Genomic DNA, 16287 nt, shown 5'->3' on the forward strand with positions numbered 1-16287 from the left:
AAATTTATAGTTGAGAGCCAATAAAGAAATGTAAACGGATTGGATGATTGTCATCTGAAATGCCAGAAGCCACATCTATCCGAATTGGACCAATCGGTGATGCCCAACGTACCCCTAAACCTACGCTATATTCGGTGTCGTTGCTAAAGTCTTTATCGTAAGCATTACCAAAATCACTAAATACGGCTGCGCGCCAACCCTCTTTAAATTGATAGTTATATTCTAATGAACCCACTGCCAAAGCCTGACCACCAATTTTAAAGCCTTCGATTTGTGGTGATAAAGACTTGTAGTCAAAGCCACGTAAAGACTGGTCGCCACCGGTAAAATAACGCAAGTTATACGGCACTTTATTAAAATCTTCGGTGTAGATATAACCTAAGTCACTGCGCCCGACAAACTGATGGTCGTCGTTTTCACCCAAGGAGTATATAAAACGCCAACCTGCATTCAGAATGGCTAAATCTGCATCACTGAGCAGTGATTCACTTCCTATTTCTACTTTATAAATTTGACGTAAACCTTTGCTTGGATTAACACGACGGTTGCTGTCGGTACGTGAAACTTCATAGCCAAGTAATAACGATTGCTGCTCGACGTCACCATTGGCAATAAACGCATCAGGTTTAGTTAAAAACACAGTGCCATCTTCGGTCAAGCGATCTAGTCGATAACGTAAACCAAAAGTATGTTGCCAACTGCCCATTGGTTTTTTAATCACACGGTCAACACCTGCAACCGCAGATTCAATCATCAAGCCGCCACCTTGTGCAACATCGTCACGTTCTTCACGCTCATAACCGCCAACCAACGCAACATAATCATTCAGTGGATGGTTATAAGGAATGTTATAGCGTCCATCAATAGCTTGACGAATTTGCGAAAGCTCCAAGTTAGCATCGAAAGAGTGACCACGTTTATTGACAATGGCACGGCGATATTGCCCACGCAAACGCACGCCTGTGTCAGTTCCAAAACCTGCACCGACTTCGGCACTATTTAAGCGGTCTGCATTTAAAGTCACAATCACAGGAATTTTTTTGTCGATACGTGCCTGTTGTTTTAAGCGTTCTTCTTCCGATTGTGTATCTTCTTGCTGTGCTTGTAGTATGCGCAGTTTATCGTTGCTAGTACCTTCTTCTGTGCCTGCAAACTCAGCCTCATTCACCACAGATTGTGTCACTTCCTGAGATGATACCACCCGTTTTTGATCGGCTGCTGTGGCCTCGTAAACAGAGAGTTTTTGTTGATCAACTAAAGCCTGAATATCTGGCGGCAATTCCAAAGGATGCTCTACAGGATCAGGACGAATTGTATCCACCAAGGTGTAGTTAAAATAACGTGAGTTGGTGAGGTTGTTGGCCAAACCATTCACACGCCAAAAAGTATAGTCAGCATTGTCCTGCCAAGTGACCAAACTTTGCAGAATATCCATATCCAAAGGGAATTCTTGGTTTGGATCGCTCATGCGAAATTCGACGTTACCTAGTTTATAACGCTCGCCTGTTTCGTAACGTAAATTGATATCGGCTGTATTTTGAGGTTGAGCGACTTTCACGTCATGCAGACGCCAGTAACTGTCAAAATAACCGTTATCTGAAGCCGCATCGGTAATACGTTTTTTGGTTTGTTCATACAAACCATGATTAAACACATCATCTACTTCTTGATCAGGCAAGACACCAATAACCTGAAATTGTGCCTCGTATTGTCCTTCGCCTGTAAATTCAATATTTTGCTGTTTAATCGCCACAGGTGGATTTGGCACAACATGCACTCGCACGCGGCTTTCGCTGAGTTTTTCAAACTTAAACTCGGCATTATAAAAACCCACCGCTTGCGCAGCCTGATTTGACAGCGTACGTAATTGTGGCAATGCAGATGGAAAATCTGCAAAAGATTCCTGGGTAAAACTGGACAATTTAGCCTTAATATTGGCACTTAACTGATCTACCGCTGTACGATAAGCATTGGGCGACACTTCTCCAATTGAGTCTTGTGTACCATTAGCGCCTTTTGCGGTAATGACTACATCAGCACTAATACGCGGCACTTTAGCTGTGTTTAGCTCACGCGGTGGACGGACTCTATACAGTAAACGTCTGAAAAAACCGGGTTTATCGGCATTTTCGACCTGCGTCATCCAACCCAATTCAGTCATTAAGGTATCGTTAGGATTGGCTTCCACTACAAAATTTCTGTCTGCCTGAATATTGGTTATGAGTTGATCAACATTTACAGGCGCTTGATCAATTTGCAGTAGCTCCTGCTGTGTCGCATCTTGCACCAATGTTTCAGGCTCTTGACCATTGCGGTCTAGCATCGCTTCTTGTTTAGCTTGTTCTGCCACTTGAAAAATTTCATTGGCAAGCCCCTGATCTACAGGTGCAATGGGTAAATCTTCTAAGTCTTCAAACTCGATAGGCTGAAATTCAGCGAAAGATGCCCCTGCCTGTTGTTGCTGTTTCAGCATTTCTAGACTATTAAATTCAGGCGTTTGTGTTTGCTCTAAAGCTTCTTCAATTTTTTGCAGATCTTCGGCACTGTCTTTTCCTTGTGCTGCAGCCAATTGTTTAATTTCTTCCGCTAAATTTTGTGCTTCTTCTGCAGTTGGAGTCTGCAGTAATGTACGATTTTCAGCGAGTTGGGTGTTGGAGTTAGGTACCTTAAGACTTTCTGCAAAACTTGAAGATGCAACTAAACCTAAAAACAGACTTAATCCGAGCTTTTTCGGCATATTCCAGCATAAAATGGCATGCATACTGGAACACAGTACTGATTTTTTAAAGTTTGTATTTACAAGCATAAAAAAACTCTAAACTGATTTAATTTTTATGGAAAAACCCCAATCAACCCGCGTATAAACACCAATTTATTTGATTTTTTCATCAGTGAAAAGACTTAAAACATCATACATGATTTTCTGTACAATTATATCAAGCGGTCACATTTCTTAATAAAACTAAACGAAGTTAATCACGCATGAAAAAAAATGAACATTTGTTAAAGAGTCGTCGCTTTTTGCCGATGTTTCTCACCCAATTCTTTGGCGCACTCAATGATAATGTATATAAACAAGCGCTGCTTTTGGTTTTTACCTATGGTCTGATTAGCCAGCAATCTGCAAATGTCAGCACCCTGAACAATTTGGCCGCCTTGCTGTTTATTTTGCCCTATTTCATTTTTTCTGCCACCGCAGGACAATTAGCAGACAAGTATGAACGTGCCCAATTGGTACGTGCCATCAAATTGCTGGAAATTATTATCATGCTGATTGGTACCGTTGGTTTTATTTTAGGAAGTTTGTGGTTGTTGCTGACTGCCTTATTTTTAATGGGCGCACAATCGACCTTTTTTGGTCCAATTAAATATGCCATTTTGCCTGAAGTGCTAAAACCGCATGAACTGATGTCGGGGAATGCAATTTTCCAGTCAGGTACATCTATTGCAATTTTATTAGGGATGATTCTAGGCGGTGCAGTGATTTCAGTATCTGCAGGAAATTTAGTCTGGATTAGCTTAACTGTGGTGATAATTGCACTGATTGGTTATGCCTCAAGCCGTTTTGTACTGACGCAGCGCGTCACGGCACCCGATATTCAAATTGACTGGAATTTTTTCCGTACCAGTTTTCAGACATTAAAATATGCCAAAAGCCTACCCATGATTTTTCTCATTTTATTGGGCAATTCTTGGTACTGGTTTTATGGGGCAACTTATTTAACCCAAATTCCACAACTCACTCAACAAAACTTGCATGCCTCTGAAAACGTGGTGAGTTTACTACTGACGCTATTTTCTGTCGGTATAGGTTTAGGTTCTTTGCTGTGCCGTAAAATAGGCGGTACAGAGGTCAATATTAAAATGGTGCCTATTGGCGCAGTCGGTTTAACCATTTTTGCTTTTTATTTGGCGGGCGCATTGGCTTTTGTACCGGAAAAAACGGGGGCACTTTTGGGCTTAGCCGAAGTCTTTCAGCAAGACTGGAGCTATTATCATGTCATGTGCGCAGTCACTTTGCTGGGCATTAGTGGCGGTTTTTACATTGTACCCTTATATGCCATAATGCAAGCTTATTCCCCTCGTTCGCACCGTGCACGTGTGGTTGCTGCCAATAATATTTTAAATGCGGTATTTATGGTGTCATCAGCCATTTTTTCGATTTTAATTTTAAGCGTCTTAGAAATTGATTTAAAAATTCTATTTAGTATTACTGCTGTTTTAAGTGCTGTTTTCACCTTTTGGCTCTTGTTAAAGCTCAAGCCAATGTTAGATACTGCACAAGACTCTTTGGAGGATTAATTTCATGCGTCATTACACAGACATCGACAAGTTTATTCATTCATTTGACCAAGCCTTGCGTAGTTTAGTACCTGGCACAACTTCGGCTCAACGTGAAAACCCAGGCAATACGGTTGAAACCAAATTGGCAGTGAGTGAAGCACGTCATGTTGCAGGCTTAATGCGGGTAAACCATAGTGGCGAAGTCTGTGCGCAAGCCCTATATCACGGTCAAGCTTTAACTGCGAAATTGCCTAATGTACGTCGTGAAATGGAACAAGCTGCGATCGAAGAACAAGACCATTTAGCATGGTGCGAAGACCGATTAAAAGAGTTAGACAGCCACACCAGTTTGCTTAATCCTGTATGGTATGGTTTATCTTTTGGGATGGGTGCAATAGCAGGTATTGCAGGTGATAAATACAGTTTGGGTTTTGTCGCAGAAACTGAACGTCAAGTGAGCTTGCATTTAGAACATCATATCAGCCAGTTACCCGAACAAGATGATCGTTCACGTAAAATTCTAGTCCAAATGAATGAAGATGAATTGCATCATCGTGATACGGCGCTCAAGGCAGGGGGTGTAGATTTACCTGTGCCAGTACGTTTGACCATGACTGCGATTTCCAAACTCATGACCAAGACCAGTTATTATATTTAATGAATTGATAACACTTAAACGCTCATGATTGTGGGCGTTTTTTTATGTCATTGGAATACAAAACATCTCAATTAAAACGATCAAGACATAACAGAGAAAGAGCCGATTGTGAGTTATCCCAAGATTTATCCGCAGATTTTGTGGATAGTTTTTAAGTGCAAAGCCCTATAAATACAGAAAAATATTGTTTTTGATGGTTTTTCATACAAATATATCAGCAAGATATGACACGGTGATGTCAACCGAAACGAGATCACAGATCACAGCCAAAATTTAAAGATGTGTAGTACGAATCTACCCCTTTTATTGGCTGATTTATTCTTCACAACTCACAATTGGGTAGTCATGCTCTGGATGCACAAAAGCCTCATCTTGCCAAATATCCCACATTGGAATTTTAACATCTAAAGCCAGTGGCAGTTTTTTCGGATTGAATTGCATTTGAGCTAAATTTTCACCCCACGCAATAATATCAATATCCAGTGGAATATCATGTGATGGACGTATACGCCCTGCTGCGACTTCCAACTCCTTGAGAATGATGTTCAGCTCCTCAAAGCTTAAAAGACTTTTTAGCAAACAAGCGGAATTCCAATAGTCTGCACCAATCCCATCACGACATGGAATCAGATAAATGTGCGAAAATTGCACTTCGCCCAAAGCTGCAATTTGCTGATAGGCGTTTTTAAATTGACGCGGTGCTTCGCAGTTACTCGCCAGTGCGAGGGCAAAAATCGTTTCGGTGGCGTTCAAGACGAATTCCTACAGAATTGGCTTCTGGAATAATGGCAGGTTTACGAATGGTGATGGTAATGGATTCAATAGCTGCAAAAGTCGTAAAAAGTGCATCCACAACCAATTGTGCGGCATGCTCAATCAATTTTGGCGCAGCCTGCTGAATCACTTGCGCTGAAATGCTGCAAATTTCTGCATAATTGAGCGTGTTTTGCAGCTCATCTGAAGCTGCAGCTTGGCTTAAATTGGTGGCAATGATCAAATCCAACATGAGCGGTTGTTGAATCTGACGCTCCCATGCAAAACAGCCCACGACTGTTTCTACCTTTAATCCTTCAATTATAATTGCGTCCATGATCACACTCTATATTTCATTTTAAAGCCTTCGATCTCTGTCTACTAAAAGAGATGTTTACCCTATTTTAAAGCCACACTGAATTTATAAAACAAAAGATCGGTGGCTTTAAAATATGCAAACAGAATGCTTGATTCGACCAATATGGATAATTAATGCTTTAACAACAAGTTCGGATCAATGCTTTGTACCATCTGCAATCGTTGATCGGCATAAATATCGGTATAAGGTGCTAAAACGCGCATGAAACGGTCAAAGTACAGCATTTGCTTGAACAGTAAAGCAAAGTCACGCGGGAAACAAATCCCATGACGCTCACCCACAGCAACCATATCGAGCATAATGTCATTTAAATCGGCAGGGTTAGAAGTCAGCAACTCTTGAGGATCGGCCAGCAATACGCCACTAAATAAACGCTCTAAATCTGCTGCCAAAACCTGAGTATCAATTTGCTTGTCGGTCATGCCCATTTTGAGCATATTTTCAGCCATAAGCGTGTAGTTGGTATTTTGCAAGGCATCCATAAAAGCCATACATGCAGTCCACACTTCAGGATTCAGCTGTCCAACAATACCAAAATCAATAAAGCCGACACGCCCATCTTCAAGCAACATCAGGTTGCCTGCGTGTAAATCGGCATGGAAACTGTTACACATCATCAAGCTACCAAACCATGTATTCATGGCAGTAATCAACACTTGCGATGGATCGTTAGATACTTGTTTCACCACGTCAAAATCGGTCAAAGGTACGCCATACAAACGCTGCATGGTCAATACGCGACGGGTGGAATATTGATGATAGACCTTAGGTGCAGTAGCTTTTTTGTTTTGGGTCAAATTCAGATAATTAATAAAATCATCTAGGTTACGCGCTTCTTCAATAAAATCGACTTCACGCACCATACGGGTTTTGATTTCTTCGACAATATCGGCCAATGACGCAAATTTGACTTTGGGCACAGCTTTTTCGAGCAGTTTAGTCGCCCAGTGCAAGACGTTTAAATCGGTATAGAGAATAGTTTCTACCCCCGGTTTTTGCACTTTAATCACCACATCTTCACCACTTACCAATTTTGCAGCATGCACTTGTGCGATAGATGCTGAAGCTAAAGGCTTTTCATCTATTGAGGCAAATATTTCATCTAAATTGCGCCCTGCAAATTCAGATGCCAATACTTGCTGCACATAGCTAAACGGTAAAGTTGGTGTTTGGTCTAAACAACCTTGAAACTCTTCGACATATTCACGCGGGAACAATGACGGTGTACTGGCAATAAACTGCCCAAGTTTAATGTAGGTTGAACCTAAAGATTCAAATGTTTCGCGCATGAGTTTGGCATTACTTGGCTTTTCAGTGGCATATTTAATGCCTGCTTTGGCTGCCACTACGGCAGTTTCACCCATGCGAGCAACTGAACGTAAACCATCTAACCAGATATTATTTTTCATCATGTCTGAGTCATATAAAAGTAGTGTGAGTTTAACAAAAAATTGCCAACTAAAAAGGCTATCTTGCCTGACAAACTGGACAGTTGTGATCGTGATCAAAAGACAATAAGCGTTGTTTCATGCTTAAACCATCCCATAGCAATAACTTTTGTTTCAGTGCGGTGTTGCCTAAACCCAAGTACAACAAAGCATGATGGGCTTGTAAACTAGCCATGACGTTGGGAGTGGTTGCCAATACGCCACTGTCGGCGCAGCGCAAACTTTCATTGGCATGTTGTTCTTTCGGAAACAGACATTCATAACACGCTGAGTCCCCTTCAACCATAAACATTTGCCCATGAAAACCAATGGCAGAGGCACTGAGTAAAGGCACATTGAATTGTCGGCAATATTGATTAACTAGATAGCGGGTGCTGAAATTATCACAACCATCTAAAACCAGATCTTGTTGGGCAATTAAAGTACCTGCATTTTTCGCATCTAACAGCGTGGTTAAACTAACAATTTCGATATAAGGGTTAATTTGCATTAGTCTTTTTGCAAGAATTTCAGCTTTATAAAAGCCTAAATCTGCGGGGGTATAAGCCATTTGTCGTTGTAAATTACTGGTTTCAATCACATCGGCATCAATTAGTGTGATTTTACCCACGCCTGCACGTGCTAGTAATTCTGCACTTAAACAGCCAATCCCGCCACACCCCACAACAAGCACATTGGCAAGTTTTAATTTTTCTTGTGCTTCAATATCCCAGCCATCCAATAAAATTTGTCGGCTATATAGATGCATTTCTGCATCACTCAATTCTAACTGAGTATCGAATACGCTTTCCAAGAAAATGCCCTATGCTGCAAAACCAAAACGTTAAGTATAACGGCTATTCAAAGCAAACCGTCATGACGGTGGTTGAATTGTTGCGTATTTAAACAGATGGAGATGTGCAGCGACTTGCTCAAAAGTGCATCCGCATGCCTACGTTATAAGTAACGCCATCGGCATCGCCTATATATTCATTATAATAGGCAATTCCACCATTCCAGTAACATGCCGTATTCCCGACTTTGTCTGAGGTTGTCCCATCTTTACAGGTGGTATTCGAGGTGCTGTCATATAACCATTTATAACCGGCAGTGGCGTAAATCGAGAAATCAGGAACAAAGTTCAAACCGACTTCTACGCCCACAGGTAAAGTGACAAAATTGACATCATTGGCAAGCAGCTTTGAACTTGCGCCGCTATAACCTAGACCTGCGTATGTATTGAAATAAAAACCATGATAGCTGATCAGGTTTAAATTCCCGCCCATATTGAATTCATAATAATCCAAATCGTATTCATTGTTTTTTAAGAATTCCAATCTGCCATAAAAACCTGAGCGATGTGGCGTGGTGGAAACACCCAAAGCAAAACCATCTAGTTCTACTGTATCGCCACTGTCAAAATCTGCTTCAAAATTGGCGTATTCGGCAAAGACTGCATAATTTTTTTGTGGCGTTTTTGCTGCTGGATAGCTGGAATAGGCTGTACTTTCAGCAGTTGGCGCTGGGTTCCAGTTTTGTGCATAACTGCCAGAGGCACACAACAGTAAAGCTGCGCCCATCCATATCGACTTCGTAAATATCCGCTTTGACGGCTGCGTGAAATTTAAATGAGCTGTTACCATGATGTTCTCCCCCAATATGTATTGCGCTGCCTACATGCTTTTATCGTAATCGAAGTACATGCAGCCTTGTTCATTGTGTCAGCATAAAGTTGAAAATATCACATCACCAATATGATGCACACATTTTCTATCGATTGAGTTCGTGCTTGCATAATCGGGTGGTTTAAATAAAGAATACAGATTTAAAAAAACGCCAATCTGTATGAATGGCGTTTTTCTTATGGCGCAATAATTAACAGGGCCTATTGGCTGAATTTAGCTCACTTTTTTAAAAGCATTTTGTTTTGCAATTTCTTGTTGCTTCAATAAATTACGCTGAATTTTTCCACTGGATGTTTTAGGCAAACTGCTGACAAATTCAATTTCTTTAGGATAGGCATGTTTCGATAAGCGTGAACGCACATACTGTTGCAGCTTTTCCTGCAATGCAGTGCTTGGTTGATATTGATTTTTTAACACCACAAAGGCTTTTACCACTTCTGTACGCTCTGGGTCTGGCTTACCAATTACTGCGGATTCAAGCACTTCCTCACATTCAAGCAAAGTACTTTCTACATCAAAAGGCCCGACACGATAACCCGAAGTTGTAATGACATCGTCTGCACGACCAATAAAATCAATCCCACCAAATTCATTTAAACGTACCGTATCACCCGTTAAATAATACTGTCCCACAAATGATTTACGGTCATCCCCATCGTAACCTTTGAACCACATTAAAGGCGATTGTGATTCATCCAGTGCAAGTGTGCCAATTTCGCCGTGAGCGACTTCCTGATGCTGTGCATTTAAAACCGCGAAACGATGTCCGGGAATAGCATAACCCGCAGAACCTACTTTTTTCTGATGTTCCAGTGCATGATGATTGGCAATCACCATCCCCAATTCGGTTTGTCCATATTGATCATAAATATTGACTTGTAAATCATGCTTAAACCAATGAATCACTTCTGGTGTGAGCGGCTCGCCTGCACTGCTAACCACACGCAGATGTCGTTGAATATCACCATCAAACTTTTCTTTAAAACCAAAGAACATTCTAAATGCGGTTGGTGAACCTGTTAAATTACTCACCTGATATTTACGGATAATTTCCAGTGCATGATCAACACTAAATGGACGTTCATCCATAATAATGCTATGCCCCAAACTCAGTGGCCCTGTAATACCGTAATACAAGCCATAAGCCCAACCAGGGTCGGCTAAATTCCAAAATGAATCTTCTGCTCTTAAATCGACTGCATGCTGCATATAACCTTTAAATGCCACAATGGCTTTTAAAGGCACAGGTACAGATTTAGCTAAACCCGTAGTGCCTGATGTAAACATCATCAGAAAATCATCTTCAAAACTGCGATACACGGTTTCAAAGTAAGTGTCTTGAGTGCTTAGAACTTGCCAAAAATCTGTATCATGGTTTTGAGCTTGATTTGCTGCGTCCACAGTTAAAATTTTCACATTAGACAAGGCATTTAGTTTTGGACGCTGCTCAGTATTGGTCACAATGAGCTGCGTCTTTGCAGTTTGAATACGGTGCTCAATCGCTTTAGATTCAAAGGCTGTAAATAAAGGCTGATACACTGCCCCAATGCGCCATGTGGCAAAAACCGTAATTAACAATTCAGGCGTACGCGGCAATAATCCTGCAATACAATCACCTGCTTTTAAGCCCAGTTGAGTAAAATAATTTGCCAATTTTCCAGATGCTTCTGCCAGTTGATCAAATGTCCACGATGCAGTTTGACCGTGTTTGCCTTCCCAAATTAAGGCAGTTTGTTGAGTACCCGTATAGCGTCCGCAACATTCTTCATAGGCATTAAGTGCCGTTGGCGTTCCTGCCAATTGGGTTTGAATGAGCCGCTCTAGGTCAAAAGCCTGATATGCATCTTGCAAAGTTTTCATTCTTTTAAGCTCCGTCTTAAACTGATGACACTGCAATTCATTTGCAGCAATATGCGTTATTGTTTTAACCGTTTTTACAAGTTAGGATTGAATCGCTCTTTAAAATTTAAATTAGGTTTGCTGTGTTGAAGTCGATCATGCAACGCAATCACGACATGATCTTCGCGTATTTTTCAATCAAGTTAGCTAAACATGATTTGAACATTTTCTCAATTTCCACATCCTGCAATAACCTTGCAAGCTTTGGACACCGACTAAAGTTTTAGATACTCAGCTTTAACGCTTAGTCACTTCACGTGCAATCACCAAACGCTGAATATCGGATGCACCTTCATAAATTTGGCTAACGCGCACATCGCGGTAAATACGTTCAACTGGGAAATCAGATACATAGCCATAGCCCCCATGTATTTGAATCGCATCTGAACACACACGCTCTGCCATGGTTGAAGCAAAAAGCTTGGCCATAGATGCTTCTTTTAAACACGGTAAGCCTGCATCTTTGAGGCTTGCGGCATGTAGAATAAGCTGTCGTGCAGCTTCAATCTGTGTTGCCATATCTGCCAAGCGAAACGCGACTGCCTGATGTTGCACAATTTCAACTCCAAAAGCTTTACGCTCATTGGCATAGTCCACGGCTGCATCTAAAGCTGCTCGCGCCATACCCACCGATTGCGCGGCAATACCAATACGCCCCGACTCTAAATTAGAGAGTGCAATTTTGTAGCCTTCACCTTCTTGCCCCAATAGGTTTTCTGCAGGAATACGGCAGTTTTCCAACACGATGGTGGCGGTATCGGAACAGTGCTGTCCCATTTTGTCTTCTAAACGTGCCACGATATAACCTGGTGTGTTCGTCGGGACTAAAAAGCAGGAAATGCCTTTTTTACCCGCAGTTTTGTCCGTTACAGCAAAAACTAAAGCAACATCTGCATATTTGCCTGTGGTGATAAACTGCTTGGTGCCATTTAAAACCCAATCCTCGCCATCTTTTTCAGCTTTACATTCAATCGCGCTGGCATCAGAGCCGACTTGTGGTTCAGTTAAACAAAAGCAGCCTAACCATTCGCCTGTTGCCAGTTTAGTTAAATATTTTTGTTTTTGCGCCTCTGTGCCGTAGCGTTGTGTAATTCCGCATGGCAATGAGTTTTGCACACTCACAATCGTTGAAACTGCACCATCACCCGCAGCAATTTCTTCTAAGGCTAAAACGAGAGATACATAATCTAAACCTGCACCGCCCCATTCTTCTGCAACGGTCATGCCCAAAGCACCTAGCTCACCTAGTTCCTTTAACTCCTTTGCAGGGAATTCAGCAGTTTTATCACGTGCTGCTGCAGTTGGCTTAAGCTTTTCCTGTGCATAACTGCGCAGCATATCCTGAATCATTTTTTGTTCATGGCTTAAAATCATGGTGACCCTCTGTGTATATGGTAGATGTTGTTTTTGTCAGAAATGCGCGCAACATCCTTGTGCTGTATTGCAACGATTTTTTAGTATCCAGTTTTTCAATACTTGAATTTTTGCTTAGGCTATTTTATGGAGATAGCATCGTCATAACTTATTTCGGTTGCATACGAATTGCGCCATCTAAACGAATCACCTCACCATTTAAATAACTATTTTCAAAAATATGGCCTACCAAATGTGCAAATTCTTCGGGTTTTGCCAAACGTGGTGGAAATGGCACCATTTGCCCTAAAGCATCTTGTACTTGCTGTGGCAATGCTTTCAGCATCGGGGTTTCCATAATACCAGGTGCAATCGTCATTACTCGAATAGCTTCACGTGCCAGTTCACGTGCTAAAGGCAATGTCATTCCCACAATTGCACCTTTTGATGCAGAATACGCACTTTGTCCAATTTGCCCATCAAACGCAGCAACAGAAGCAGTATTCACAATCACGCCACGCTCTTCTTCATCGGCGACTAAGTCATATTTCGCCATAAGTTGTACTGCAAAACGAATCATATTAAAACTGCCCGCGACATTAATATTCAGCACTTTTTGGAACATCGCCAAATCATGCAAACCATCACGTCCCAAGACTTTGGCTGATGGTGCAATGCCTGCACAATTAACCAAACCATTTAACTGTCCGTATTTATGCTCGATATGGTTAAAAAGCTGCTGTACTTGGTTTTCATCGGTTACATCTACAGCCACGAAATCTGCATTTTCGCCCAATTGCTGTTGAAGTTGCTGCCCAAGTTCCTGATTCATATCAACCAAAATAACTTTTGCACCTTGCGCAACTAAATGTTGTGCAGTCGCAGCACCTAAACCCGATGCACCACCCGTGACGACACAGACTTTTCCTTGAATTTTCATTATATTTTCCTTATAAATTTTCAATTTAATACAACTTAAGAAACAGATTAATCACACTCAAGCTAGAGTACACTTTCCAAACCCTGCATCGACTATGATGGATCTGAACACTCAACTTGTAAATGGAATACCACGCCATCCCATGAATGCAACTCAGCTCGCGTACAGCAAAGCTTCAATTTCAATTGCTTTAGTCTATAAAGCTTTGCATACTGCACAGCAACGCGGTATGGATACGCATGCGATTTTGCAGACGGCGGGTATTCCTGCAGAGCTGTTACATTCCAACAAAGCGAGGGTGTCAATTCTGCAATATGGTCAATTGTGGATTGCACTGGCAGATGCCATGAACGATGAATTTTTTGGCATGGACAGCCATGCTATGCGTCGTGGCAGTTATCAACTCTTGTCTAAATGGGTGTACCAAGCAGAGCATTTAAAGGCCGCATTACAGGACATTTTAAATTTCTTTAATTTAATACTGGATGATTTTTCAGGTGAATTAAACGTAGATGGTGAATATGCAATCTTAACCATTCACGATAAAGATCAAGTGAAACCGATGTTTAGTTATGCCACTTATTTAATGCTGATTCATGGCTTGATGTGCTGGCTGACAGGACAACGTATCGCTATTTTAAACATGCAACTCAAATGTGCTGCTCCGCAGGATGATGCTGATTATCGTGTCCGTTTCTGTGACCAAATTGAATATGCGTGTACAACGCATAAGATTTATTTTGAGGCAAAACATCTTGATTTAAACATCAAGCAGGATAAAAAAAGCTGGAAACGCTTTTTAAAACAAACGCCTTTTAATCTTTTAGTGCGTTATAAAAACCCACATGCGCTGAGTCATAAAATTCGTAAACAATTAATGCGATTGCCGCCGAGTGAATGGTTAGAGCTGAACGAATTAACCCAGCATTTCAATATGTCTGAAGCGACGTTCCAACGGCGTTTAAAGCAGGAAGGCACTAGCTATCAGCAATTAAAAAATGAAATCCGTCGAGATACGGCAATCGAATTGTTGAGCAAAACCCAACAATCATTTCAAGAAATTAGCGATCAAGTAAATTTCCATGATCCTCGTACTATTCATCGTACATTTAAAAAATGGACAGGGGTCAATCATGGGGCATCTCGACAATGTACTAAAAGCTCATAACTGAACGCTCATAATTGCGTGACTTATCACCTACTACTCAGCCACTATCTTGTATATTTTACAAACAACTTAATTATAAAAGAAAACTCAAAGCTGTGATTTCAAGGTTTAGCAGTGAACTGAACGTTCATCGGCGCAGCATTGCCAAAGGATGAAATATAGTTTACTTTTCAATCTATTTAAAGCATAAATTTTATGCACTTCGGCTGTCATACTCCCCCTGTAATATTAAATGTACGAGCATCTTTGGAGGTTTACCCATGCTTAAGATGATGGATGTACTTGAACACAATCTAGTTCAAAATTTCTCTCACTCTCTCAACCAAGCTTCTGACCAATTAGACGAATTACTTAATCAAAGTATTCTAGATACCTCAGAAGAGCAGTTACATAAAGTCATGTCTGCGTTTTTCAAACGAGAAGATGCACTTGAAACAGCGCAAGCCCTAGATATTTGTCAAGAAGATTTGCAATCTTTGCAAGCGGGTTTGGCACTTAAAGATGAACACCTGTGCGATACCGCTAAAATTGTTGCGCTATGTTTAGCTTTAGAAACAGACAGTTTGGCACACGTTGAGATTCCTGACTGTTTGCAAGATTACCCGATGTAAACTAAAACTTCGGGTATTCATTTGCTGAAAGTATTTAAAAAGTGATGTCTTCATGGCATCACTTTTTTATTGGCTGTTGCAATAATAAATAAGAAAAATTGACTTTAAGCCGCTTGCTGCTTTTTGAATCAAAAGCTAGCTATCATCTTGCCAAGCGTTGTTTGTCTATGAAACACTAAGGAAGCTTTAAGGATGGATCAAGATGATTATTCGCAATAAAAACAACAGCTTTACTCTCCTGTTTGCATGGTATGGGACAATTTTGCCCACGGTATTACCGGCACTTGCAATTGTGGTCATCCTTTCTACGGTCTTAGTGTATTTATCTTCCCACCACTTTTTTCAAGTGCCTAGCGTACCTGCTATTGGCTTTACTATTTTCGGGATTATTTTGTCTATCTTCCTCAGTTTTAGAAATAACGCCAGTTATGAGCGTTGGTGGGAAGGTCGAAAATTATGGGGGACGTTAATCGCAACATCACGGCATATTTCACGTGACTCATACGTATTGCCAGATCAGCAGCGTCGAGTCTTGATGTATCGGGTCATGCTGTTTAGTAATTTATTGCGCAACCGTTTACGCAATCAAAACCAACCCATTGATTTTTACCAAAACAAAGTCAATCTCACACCTGCAGATTATGATGCTTTATTTCCACATATCAATGCTGCACAGTTTATTTTAGAAAGCATTCAAAAAGAGTTAGTCCGCGCACTTAAAACAGGTGAAATTTCCGATATTATTTATCAAGGCTTGAATCAACATATTGTTGAATTGGGTAATGTGCAAGCAGGTTGTGATCGAATTCTCAGCACCCCCTTGCCTTTTTCTTATTCAGTCTTGTTACACCGCACTGTGTATTGCTTCTGTTTTATTTTGCCTTTTAGTTTAGAAGCAAGTTTAGGAATCTGGACACCCATTTTAGTGGGTTTAATTGCCTATTTATTCTTAGGTTTAGATGCACTCAGCGAACAACTTGAAGAACCTTTTGGCTTGCAAGACAATGATTTGCCACTCAACTCTATGGTGCGTTTAATTGAACGAGAAATGCTGAGTTCACTTGGCGAAGAATTACCGCCTGCAATTTTGGCAGTGAAAGGCAACCTAAGCTGAAATCATTTGAGTTGAG

At 41.0% G+C, this 16287-nt stretch carries 14 protein-coding genes; 5 read left to right on the forward strand and 9 right to left on the reverse strand.

Annotation, left to right across the window (positions count from 1 at the left end):
• Nucleotides 1-4: 4 nt before the first annotated feature.
• Nucleotides 5-2806 (reverse strand): autotransporter assembly complex protein TamA, encoded by a 2802-nt coding sequence (locus LZP46_RS08595; RefSeq protein WP_236093579.1) that lies wholly within the window; start codon nucleotides 2804-2806, stop codon nucleotides 5-7.
• Between the two features lie 176 nt (nucleotides 2807-2982).
• Between LZP46_RS08595 and LZP46_RS08600 the strand changes: the two genes are divergently transcribed.
• Together LZP46_RS08600 and coq7 are read left to right on the forward strand one after the other, a co-directional pair.
• Nucleotides 2983-4302, forward strand: coding sequence for an MFS transporter (locus LZP46_RS08600; RefSeq protein WP_236093580.1), 1320 nt, complete (start codon nucleotides 2983-2985; stop codon nucleotides 4300-4302).
• A 4-nt stretch (nucleotides 4303-4306) separates the two neighbouring features.
• Nucleotides 4307-4942, forward strand: a complete 636-nt coding sequence (gene coq7, locus LZP46_RS08605; RefSeq protein WP_236093581.1) for a 2-polyprenyl-3-methyl-6-methoxy-1,4-benzoquinone monooxygenase — start codon at nucleotides 4307-4309, stop codon at nucleotides 4940-4942.
• Nucleotides 4943-5257: 315 nt separating this feature from the next.
• On the opposite strand, the gene LZP46_RS08610 is transcribed toward coq7, so the two are convergent.
• The 8 genes from LZP46_RS08610 to LZP46_RS08645 form a co-directional block, all read right to left on the reverse strand.
• Nucleotides 5258-5695 carry a 2-amino-4-hydroxy-6-hydroxymethyldihydropteridine diphosphokinase gene (locus LZP46_RS08610; RefSeq protein ID WP_236093582.1) on the reverse strand — a complete coding sequence of 146 codons (438 nt, stop codon included), beginning with the start codon at nucleotides 5693-5695 and terminating at the stop codon, nucleotides 5258-5260.
• Nucleotides 5652-6032, reverse strand: coding sequence for a dihydroneopterin aldolase (gene folB / locus LZP46_RS08615; RefSeq protein ID WP_070151996.1), 381 nt, complete (start codon nucleotides 6030-6032; stop codon nucleotides 5652-5654). The genes LZP46_RS08610 and folB overlap by 44 nt, the downstream gene beginning before the upstream one ends.
• Nucleotides 6033-6184: 152 nt before the next feature.
• Entirely contained in the window at nucleotides 6185-7483 is a 1299-nt protein-coding gene (locus tag LZP46_RS08620) for an ABC1 kinase family protein (protein ID WP_236095195.1), read from the reverse strand.
• A 58-nt stretch (nucleotides 7484-7541) separates the two neighbouring features.
• Entirely contained in the window at nucleotides 7542-8270 is a 729-nt protein-coding gene (locus tag LZP46_RS08625) for a HesA/MoeB/ThiF family protein (protein WP_236095196.1), read from the reverse strand.
• Nucleotides 8271-8433: 163 nt separating this feature from the next.
• Entirely contained in the window at nucleotides 8434-9144 is a 711-nt protein-coding gene (locus tag LZP46_RS08630; protein WP_004973205.1) for a hypothetical protein, read from the reverse strand.
• 255 nt (nucleotides 9145-9399) lie between these two features.
• Nucleotides 9400-11046: an AMP-binding protein gene (locus LZP46_RS08635; protein ID WP_236093583.1), complete on the reverse strand. Its 1647-nt coding sequence runs from the start codon at nucleotides 11044-11046 to the stop codon at nucleotides 9400-9402.
• 276 nt (nucleotides 11047-11322) lie between these two features.
• Nucleotides 11323-12459 carry an acyl-CoA dehydrogenase family protein gene (locus LZP46_RS08640; protein WP_178318659.1) on the reverse strand — a complete coding sequence of 379 codons (1137 nt, stop codon included), beginning with the start codon at nucleotides 12457-12459 and terminating at the stop codon, nucleotides 11323-11325.
• A gap of 148 nt (nucleotides 12460-12607) precedes the next feature.
• Nucleotides 12608-13378, reverse strand: coding sequence for a 3-hydroxyacyl-CoA dehydrogenase (locus LZP46_RS08645; RefSeq protein WP_236093584.1), 771 nt, complete (start codon nucleotides 13376-13378; stop codon nucleotides 12608-12610).
• A gap of 142 nt (nucleotides 13379-13520) precedes the next feature.
• Between LZP46_RS08645 and LZP46_RS08650 the strand changes: the two genes are divergently transcribed.
• The 3 genes from LZP46_RS08650 (at nucleotide 13521) to LZP46_RS08660 (ending at nucleotide 16271) form a co-directional block, all read left to right on the forward strand.
• Entirely contained in the window at nucleotides 13521-14546 is a 1026-nt protein-coding gene (locus tag LZP46_RS08650) for an AraC family transcriptional regulator (RefSeq protein ID WP_236093585.1), read from the forward strand.
• A 260-nt stretch (nucleotides 14547-14806) separates the two neighbouring features.
• The gene (locus LZP46_RS08655; RefSeq protein ID WP_236093586.1) at nucleotides 14807-15157 is read left to right on the forward strand and encodes a hypothetical protein; all 351 of its coding nucleotides are present in this window, start codon (nucleotides 14807-14809) and stop codon (nucleotides 15155-15157) included.
• Nucleotides 15158-15359: 202 nt separating this feature from the next.
• Complete coding sequence (locus LZP46_RS08660) at nucleotides 15360-16271, forward strand: bestrophin family protein (protein ID WP_236093587.1); 912 nt, start codon at nucleotides 15360-15362, stop codon at nucleotides 16269-16271.
• Nucleotides 16272-16287 lie beyond the last annotated feature (16 nt).

Source organism: Acinetobacter sp. SCLZS86 (assembly GCF_021560715.1).
Classification (GTDB): Bacteria; Pseudomonadota; Gammaproteobacteria; order Pseudomonadales; family Moraxellaceae; genus Acinetobacter; species Acinetobacter towneri_A.

What these genes read in the sequence shown, in the direction of transcription:
- LZP46_RS08595 (WP_236093579.1), bottom strand. Translation starts at nt 2,806, where the DNA reads ATGCTTGTAAATACAAACTTTAAAAAATCAGTACTGTGTTCCAGTATG.
- LZP46_RS08600 (WP_236093580.1), top strand. Translation starts at nt 2,983, where the DNA reads ATGAAAAAAAATGAACATTTGTTAAAGAGTCGTCGCTTTTTGCCGATG.
- coq7 (WP_236093581.1), top strand. Translation starts at nt 4,307, where the DNA reads ATGCGTCATTACACAGACATCGACAAGTTTATTCATTCATTTGACCAA.
- folB (WP_070151996.1), bottom strand. Translation starts at nt 6,032, where the DNA reads ATGGACGCAATTATAATTGAAGGATTAAAGGTAGAAACAGTCGTGGGC.
- LZP46_RS08620 (WP_236095195.1), bottom strand. Translation starts at nt 7,483, where the DNA reads ATGAAAAATAATATCTGGTTAGATGGTTTACGTTCAGTTGCTCGCATG.
- LZP46_RS08625 (WP_236095196.1), bottom strand. Translation starts at nt 8,270, where the DNA reads ATGCATCTATATAGCCGACAAATTTTATTGGATGGCTGGGATATTGAA.
- LZP46_RS08630 (WP_004973205.1), bottom strand. Translation starts at nt 9,144, where the DNA reads ATGGTAACAGCTCATTTAAATTTCACGCAGCCGTCAAAGCGGATATTT.
- LZP46_RS08635 (WP_236093583.1), bottom strand. Translation starts at nt 11,046, where the DNA reads ATGAAAACTTTGCAAGATGCATATCAGGCTTTTGACCTAGAGCGGCTC.
- LZP46_RS08640 (WP_178318659.1), bottom strand. Translation starts at nt 12,459, where the DNA reads ATGATTTTAAGCCATGAACAAAAAATGATTCAGGATATGCTGCGCAGT.
- LZP46_RS08645 (WP_236093584.1), bottom strand. Translation starts at nt 13,378, where the DNA reads ATGAAAATTCAAGGAAAAGTCTGTGTCGTCACGGGTGGTGCATCGGGT.
- LZP46_RS08650 (WP_236093585.1), top strand. Translation starts at nt 13,521, where the DNA reads ATGAATGCAACTCAGCTCGCGTACAGCAAAGCTTCAATTTCAATTGCT.
- LZP46_RS08655 (WP_236093586.1), top strand. Translation starts at nt 14,807, where the DNA reads ATGCTTAAGATGATGGATGTACTTGAACACAATCTAGTTCAAAATTTC.
- LZP46_RS08660 (WP_236093587.1), top strand. Translation starts at nt 15,360, where the DNA reads ATGATTATTCGCAATAAAAACAACAGCTTTACTCTCCTGTTTGCATGG.